The sequence below is a fragment of the Burkholderia sp. 3C genome, from assembly GCF_054589155.1.
In genome coordinates this window covers 55,471-62,719 of record NZ_BAAILN010000091.1, presented here as the reverse complement: position 1 = coordinate 62,719, position 7,249 = coordinate 55,471, and the positions used below count along the sequence as shown (strand labels likewise).

The window sequence follows — 7,249 nt, the reverse complement described above, 5'->3', positions numbered from 1 at the left end:
ACTCGGCGAATTCGCCGAGAACGTGGCCGGCAGCGTGGATACCTACACGCTGCGCCAGCCGATCGGCGTGTGCGCCGGCATCACCCCGTTCAACGTCCCGGCGATGATCCCGTTGTGGATGTTCCCGATGGCGATCGTGTGCGGCAACACGTTCGTGCTGAAGCCGTCGGAGCAGGACCCGCTGTCCACCATGGAACTCGTCAAGCTCGCGATCGAGGCCGGCGTGCCGAAGGGCGTGCTGAACGTGGTGCATGGCGGCAAGCAGGCGGTGGATGCGCTGTGCACGCACCGGCATGTGCAGGCCGTGTCGTTCGTCGGTTCGACGGCGGTCGGCACGCACGTATACCGGCTCGCCAGCGAGCACGGCAAGCGCGCGCAATCGATGATGGGCGCGAAGAATCACGCCGTGGTGCTGCCCGACGCGAACCGCGAGCAAACGCTCAACGCGCTGGCCGGCGCGGGCTTCGGCGCGGCCGGCCAGCGCTGCATGGCCACCTCGGTGGTGGTGCTGGTGGGCGCCGCGCGCGACTGGGTGCACGACCTCGCGGCCAAGGCGCGCACGCTGAAGGTCAACGCCGGCCACGAGGCCGGCACCGACGTCGGGCCGGTGGTGTCGAAGGCGGCCCGCGCGCGCATCCTGGCGCTGATCGAATCGGGCGTGCAGGAAGGCGCGACGCTGCTGCTCGACGGCCGCGACGTGAAGGTGCCCGGCTACGCCGACGGCAACTTCGTCGGCCCGACGATCTTCACCGACGTGAAGACCGACATGCGCATCTATACGCAGGAAATCTTCGGGCCGGTGCTGGTGGTGCTGACCGTCGACACGCTCGACGAGGCGATCGCGCTGGTCAATGCCAATCCATTCGGCAACGGCGTGGGCCTGTTCACGCAGAGCGGCGCGGCGGCGCGCAAGTTCCAGAACGAGATCGACGTCGGCCAGGTGGGCATCAACATCCCGATCCCGGTGCCGGTGCCGTTCTTCAGCTTCACCGGCTCGCGCGGCTCGAAGCTCGGCGATCTCGGCCCGTACGGCAAGCAGGTCGTGCAGTTCTACACGCAGACCAAGACCGTCACCGCGCGCTGGTTCGACGACGCCACCGTCAACGACGGCGTGAACACCACCATCAGCCTGCGCTGAACCCGCACGAGGACCGCACATCATGAAGATCGGATTCATCGGGCTGGGCAACATGGGTGCGCCGATGGCGCGCAATCTGCTGAAGGCCGGGCACGCGCTGCGCGTGTTCGACCTCGACGCGGCGGCGGTGCGGGCGCTGGCCGATGCCGGCGCGCGCGCGGCCGCCTCGCCGAAGGATGCCGCGAGCGATGTCGAATGCGTGATCACGATGCTGCCGGCGGCCGCGCACGTGCGTCACGTGATCGGCGCCGAGGACGGCGTGCTGGCGGGGATCGCGCCGGGCGTGACGATCGTCGATTGCAGCACGATCGATCCGGCCACCGTCAAGGCGATGGCGCAGGCCGCCGCGGCGCGCGGCAACGGCTTCGTCGATGCGCCCGTGTCGGGCGGCACCGGCGGCGCGACGGCCGGCACGTTGACGTTCATGGTCGGCGCGGCGGGCGCGCAATTCGATGCGCTCAAGCCGTTGCTGGCCGCGATGGGACGCAACATCGTGCCGTGCGGCGGCGTGTCGATGGGGCAGGTGGCGAAGATCTGCAACAACCTGATCCTCGGCATCACGATGGCCGGCGTGTCGGAGGCGATGGCGCTCGGCGAGGCGCTCGGCATCGATCCGAAGGTGCTGGCCGGCATCGTCGACAGCTCCACCGGGCGCTGCTGGAGCTCGGACACCTACAACCCGTTCCCGGGCGTGGTGGAGACGGCGCCGGCTTCGCGTGGCTACAGCGGCGGTTTCGGCACGGACCTGATGCTGAAGGATCTGGGCCTGGCCACCGACGCCGCGAAATCGGTGCGGCAGCCGGCGTATCTGGGTGCGCTCGCGCAGCAGTTGTACCAGGCGCACAGCGCCGGGGGCAGCGGGGGGCTGGATTTCTCGTCGGTGATCGGGCTGTATCGCGCCAGGCCGAAGGGCTGACGCGTGAAGGCCGGCGTGCGCGCGTTCAGCGGGTGGCGAAATGCGCGCGCACGCGCTCGCGGGCCGCGTCCCACAGTGCCGGCGAGCCGCGCGCGATGACCGGGCCGTAACGCTCGATCACCTGCTGTTCGGTGATGTCGTTCTCGCGCCAGGTGCCGCCGTCGGTCAGCGTGTTGATCAGCAGCGGTTGCAGGCGGTCGAGCGCCTTGGCGAAGATTGCCTCGGGCGTTCGCGCCGCCTCGAATTCTTCCCACAACGCGCGCAGCGCCGCGCCCTGCGCCTCGGGCAGCAGCCCGAAGATGCGCGCGGCTGCTTCGTGCTCCTGCGCCTCGATGTCGTTCGCGCCCGCGCCCGGCGCATGGAACGGGTGATCGCCCGCGTCGATCTCGACGATGTCGTGCACCAGCAGCAGCTTCACCACGTGCATGACGTCGGCGCCATCGGCGTACTGCGGCGCGAGCGTCATCGCGAACATCGCCAGATGCCACGAGTGCTCGGCCGAATTTTCCTTGCGGGTGCGATTGACGAGCGGCGATTGCCGCAGCACGGATTTGAGCTTGTCCAGCTCGGCGAGAAAGGCGAACTGCTGGCCGAGCGGCGGGAGGGTGGGGGTGAGGGCATCCAAGAGGCGTTCTCCTTCGCTTGCGTGACGTCGCCGGTATTGTGACGTGTCGCGAAGGGTTGCGCCAAGCGTCGCCCGTCCCGTTCTCCCGTTCAGATCCAGCGGAACGTCAGGTCGCTGTCCTTGCTCTGCTTGAACTTGTTGCACTTCGCGAGCACGTTGTAGCGGATCGGGAACAACTCGCGGCCCGGCGATTCGAGGATGTCGATCTCGACGATATCGAAGTCGCGCAGCAGCGCATTCCAGCCGTGCTCGGTGATGCGCCAGCAATCGGGCGTCGGCCCGTGAATGCGCCAGTTCAGCGGCGCGGAAATCAGCAGCCAGCCTTCGTGGCGCAGCACGCGCCGGATTTCCTTGACCGCCTCGAACGGATTGAGCGTGTGCTCGATTACTTCCATGCAGACCACGCAGTCGTAGGTGCTGTCGGCGATCTGCACGTTCGGGCGGGTGATGTCGCCGACGATGTCGGGCGCGTAGGTATCCACCACGTCGAACGTGTCGACCGCGAAGTTGCCGAAGCACTCGCGCACGAAGGTGCGATCCTGCGGGCCGACTTCCAGCAGGCGGCCGGACTCGCCGGCGAGCTTCTGGGCGGTGCCGCGCACGAAGGCGGCGAGGTGGTCGCGCGCCAGCGAGAAGGTGTCGTTGTCGAATTGCGAAGGAATGGCCATGGGGTTACCTGTCGTTGCGGGCGGGGCGCTTGCGTGTCACGAGGCGGCTTGGGGCGGGACCTGGCGTTCCGGCACCGCGACATCGCGCAGATGGAACACGATCATGGTGTTCTCGACGTGATACAGCGGCATGTCGTGGGCGAGGTCGTCGAGGTACTGCGTCAGTTCGGGGAACTGACGATTGCCGTAGTCGTGCCAGGCGATGCAGGCGCGGCCTTCGGGCGCCAGCATCACGAGGGCGTTCTCGGTGTCCTTGCGGACGTAGTTGACTTCGTGATTGGCGTCGATGAAGACGTACTGGAACTGTTCCGCGTACGGCGCCGGGTCGAGCTTCATCGAATCCTGGAACACCTGCTTGACGAGATGGCGGTTCGACGATTTCAGATACTTGCGCTCGAAGCCGAGCGCTTCGCTGGCGAGATGGCGGTCGTCGCCCTGGAACGCCACGTCGTCGAGGTCGGGCAGGTCGAGCGTGTAGATGCGTTCGCCCTCGGCGTCGTGCGGCGTCAGGTTCTCGGCCAGCAGCCGCGTGGTGTAGCCCTTGTAGGTGCCGAATTCGAACAGCCGGGCCGGTTCCACCACGCGCATCAGCTTGAGCAGCACGATCGATTCGAGCGACGTCAGCGAGCCGGCGCCTTGCGCGGGCGGCATGAAGAAGCGGATCTCCTCCGGATGGTCGTCGGGAATCGACAGCAATTGCGTCGGGCGGATATGGATCATTCCCGAAGGGCCTGATTGCGTGGCGTTGGATTGGATTGTCATCGGTTCTTTCGGATGGTGGTCGAGTCGGGGTGCCCGGCGTGCGCTCAGCCCGCGTTGCGTTCTTTCTCGTACTTGATCAGCTTGTGGATACGTGAATTCTTGAAGTACCGGATATGGTTCTGGTGCGAATAGAAGATGTCGGTCTGCCATTCGCCGCACAGCAGGTCGATGCCGGTCGGATCGTCGGCCGGTTGCACGATCGTGTCGGCGAGGATCCGGTCGACGCCCGAGGTGTTCGGGCTGGACTCGTGCCACACCGAGCTGTTCATCACGACGAAATCGCCGGGCGCCAGTTCGGGCGTGATTTTCGGCCATTGGATGTCGAACGCGTCGGGGTCGATCTCGCCGGCGTCGCCGAGCACGCCGAGCCGGTGCGAGCCGGGGTAGAAGCTCATCGCACCGTTGGCCTCGTTGACCTCGCTCAGTGCCACGAACAGGCTGCACTTGTTCAGGTTGCCGAGGTGGTAGCAACTGTCCTGGTGCAGGAACACGCTGGCCGGGCTGAACTGATCCTTGATCACGAAGCGATGGTTGTAGAGCGCCACGTGCGGCCCGAAGATCTGCTTGACCGTGTCGGCGAACACCGGCTCGCGGTACATGTGGGCGAGTGCGTCGGGCAGCTCTTCGGTCAGCGACACGGGGTTGCGGCGGCTCACGTCGCGCCCTTCGCGCAGCCGGGCGTCGTAGAACTCGCGCCAGGCGGCCTGCCAGCCGCGCATCACGTCGGCCGGGATCGCATTGCGCATCACGAACACGCCGGTTTCCGCGAATACGGCGGGGTCGAACGTGTCGGACGAGAGCTTCTCGACCGCGCGCGCGAGGGAGTCAAGCGTGCTGGGCATGGTGGCGGCACATAGTTATCGATCGTCAAATTATGGTGGGCGCCGGCTCGCGGCCAAGCCGCGAGATGACGGCAAAAGCGCCGTCAATTTGTTTGATGGCGAGGCGGCGGGCGACCGGGCCGGGTGCGGCGGAGCGCAAATGGGGCGGGAAGGGGAGAAAGCGGCCGGGGCGGGGGAATGCCGGCGGCAAATTGCCGACGAGCACTCGCAAGAGCCGACAGCAAGCTGCCGAAAGCGTCGGCAAGCACCGACAAGCACTGGCAAGCACCGACAAGCACTGGCAAGCACCGACAAGCACTGGCAAGCACTGGCAAGCACTGGCAAGCACTGGCAAGCACTGGCAAGCACTGGCAAGCACTGGCAAGCACCAGCGAGCACCGGCAAGCACCGGCAAGCACCGGCAAGCACCGACAAGCACCGGCAAGCACCGGCAAGCACCGGCAAGCACCGACAAGCACCGACAAGCACCGACAAGCACCGACAAGCACCGACAAGCACCGACAAGCACCGACAAGCGCCGGGCGGACAGCCGGCAAGCAACAAAGCAACTGGAAGCCGGGGTGTTGCCGCCGCGAGGCCTCGGCGCCTGCCCGACCGGCGAGCCCGCCGGTCGGTTCGGATCAATTCATCGGGCCGGGCGAGGCGATCGCCTCTGTCGCTCAGGACATCGCCCGGCCCGGCGGCCACTCAGAACAGATAGATCCCCGCAATGAACACCGCGCCCGAAAACAGCAGCGCCGTCACGCAATAGCCCATGATGTCGCGCACGCCGAGCCCGGCGATCGCGAGCGCCGGCAGCGCCCAGAACGGCTGCGCCATGTTGGTCCAGGCCTCGCCGTAGGCGATCGCCATCGCCGACTTGCCGAGATCGGCGCCGAGCGCCTGCGCGGCCGGCATCACGAACGGCCCCTGCACGACCCAGTGGCCGCCGCCCGACGGCACCGCGAAATTGATCACGGCCGAGCTCAGGAACGCCAGCAGCGGGAAGGTGTGGACGTTGGCAATGTCGACGAACCACTTGGTGATCACGCCGGCCAGCCCCGAATGATCCATCAGCGCCTGGATGCCGGCGTAGAACGGGAACTGGATCATGATCGCGCCGGCGCCGCGCGCGGCCGCGCCGATCGCGCGGGCATAGGCCATCGGCGTCTTGTGCAGCACGAGGCCCGCGGCCAGGAACACCAGGTTGACGGTGTCGATGTCGAGCATGAAGCCCTTGGCGCGGGTGCGGATCACCAGGAATACCACGCACAGTGCCGCCACCAGCAGCGACAGCAGGCGGCTTTCTTCCATCCGCTCGGCCCAGCTCGCGCCCGGCCCGAGCTTGCGCTCGAAGCTCGGCTCTTCCTCGAGCAGCTTCGGATCGATCGACACCACCTCATGCGGCTTCGGCATCATCATCCGCGCCAGGAACGGCAGCAGCACGATCAGGCCGATCGTGATGAATGCGTTGTAGCCGGTGAAGATGGTCTGCGAGACGGGGATCAGGCCGATCACCTTCTCCATCGGATTGCCCTTGGTGGCCGCCACCAGCGGCACCGAGCCGGACAGGCCGCCGTGCCAGGTCAGGAAGCCCATGTAGGCCGAGGCGACCAGCAGCCGGTAGTCGGAGCCGCGCACGCGCCGCGCGACCTCGCGCGCCAGCATCGCGCCGAGCACCAGGCCGAAGCCCCAGTTGATCGCGCAGGCCACCGACGCCACGAAGGCCACCAGCATCACGCCGCCGGCCGGGGTTTTCGGGGTGCTGGCGAGCGCCACCAGCAGGCGCTTGACCGGCCCGGAGCTGGCCAGCGCGTGGCCCGTCACGAGGATCAGCGCCATCTGCATGGTGAAGGCCAGCAGGTTCCAGAAGCCGCTGCCCCACAGCAGCACGAGCTCGGCGGGCGGCTTGGGCGTCAGCGAGAACGCCAGCACGAACGTGACGACGGTCAGGAAGATCGCGAAGATCAGCGGGTCGGGCAGGACCCGATGGACGATTTGCGTGAAAAAACGGGAAATGCGAGAGATCACCGGGTCTCCTCCGTGATGGCGGTTTGTTCTGGACGGGATGCGTAGTCGGGCGCGCGGCTTCAGGCGGGCGCCTGGAGCCGGGGTACACGGGCGCGCACAAGACTAATGGTCAGACGTGTCAACAACAATACGTAAAGTTGCATAAGCGGTAACCCTCGCTGCCGCGCGTGCGGTTCGTGGCGGGCAGCGGGAGCGGCGCTGGTGCGCGGGGGAGGAAAGGGAAGGCCGCTGAGGTGGCTTCGTGCACGCCGCGTCGCGAACCGGCCGGGCGCGGACCTGCTGTTACGC

At 67.1% G+C, this 7,249-nt stretch carries 7 protein-coding genes; 2 read left to right on the top strand and 5 right to left on the bottom strand.

The window, feature by feature from the left end; translation table 11 throughout:
• Together mmsA and mmsB are read left to right on the top strand one after the other, a co-directional pair.
• Positions 1–1,138: CoA-acylating methylmalonate-semialdehyde dehydrogenase (gene mmsA / locus ACYP33_RS16045; protein WP_459622790.1), on the top strand; the 1,138-nt coding region annotated here is incomplete at its 5' end.
• 22 nt (positions 1,139–1,160) lie between these two features.
• The gene (gene mmsB, locus ACYP33_RS16040; RefSeq protein WP_459622789.1) at positions 1,161–2,054 is read left to right on the top strand and encodes a 3-hydroxyisobutyrate dehydrogenase; all 894 of its coding nucleotides are present in this window, start codon (positions 1,161–1,163) and stop codon (positions 2,052–2,054) included.
• Between the two features lie 25 nt (positions 2,055–2,079).
• Here mmsB and ACYP33_RS16035 read toward each other — a convergent pair whose 3' ends face one another.
• The 5 genes from ACYP33_RS16035 to ACYP33_RS16015 form a co-directional block, all read right to left on the bottom strand.
• Positions 2,080–2,679 carry an HD domain-containing protein gene (locus tag ACYP33_RS16035; protein WP_459622788.1) on the bottom strand — a complete coding sequence of 200 codons (600 nt, stop codon included), beginning with the start codon at positions 2,677–2,679 and terminating at the stop codon, positions 2,080–2,082.
• Positions 2,680–2,768: 89 nt separating this feature from the next.
• Entirely contained in the window at positions 2,769–3,347 is a 579-nt protein-coding gene (locus ACYP33_RS16030; RefSeq protein ID WP_414451630.1) for a class I SAM-dependent methyltransferase, read from the bottom strand.
• A 36-nt stretch (positions 3,348–3,383) separates the two neighbouring features.
• Positions 3,384–4,109: a class I SAM-dependent methyltransferase gene (locus ACYP33_RS16025; RefSeq protein WP_459622787.1), complete on the bottom strand. Its 726-nt coding sequence runs from the start codon at positions 4,107–4,109 to the stop codon at positions 3,384–3,386.
• Positions 4,110–4,153: 44 nt separating this feature from the next.
• Positions 4,154–4,951, bottom strand: coding sequence for a phytanoyl-CoA dioxygenase family protein (locus ACYP33_RS16020; protein ID WP_459622786.1), 798 nt, complete (start codon positions 4,949–4,951; stop codon positions 4,154–4,156).
• 687 nt (positions 4,952–5,638) lie between these two features.
• Complete coding sequence (locus tag ACYP33_RS16015; protein WP_414451634.1) at positions 5,639–6,961, bottom strand: TIGR00366 family protein; 1,323 nt, start codon at positions 6,959–6,961, stop codon at positions 5,639–5,641.
• Positions 6,962–7,249: the final 288 nt, after the last annotated feature.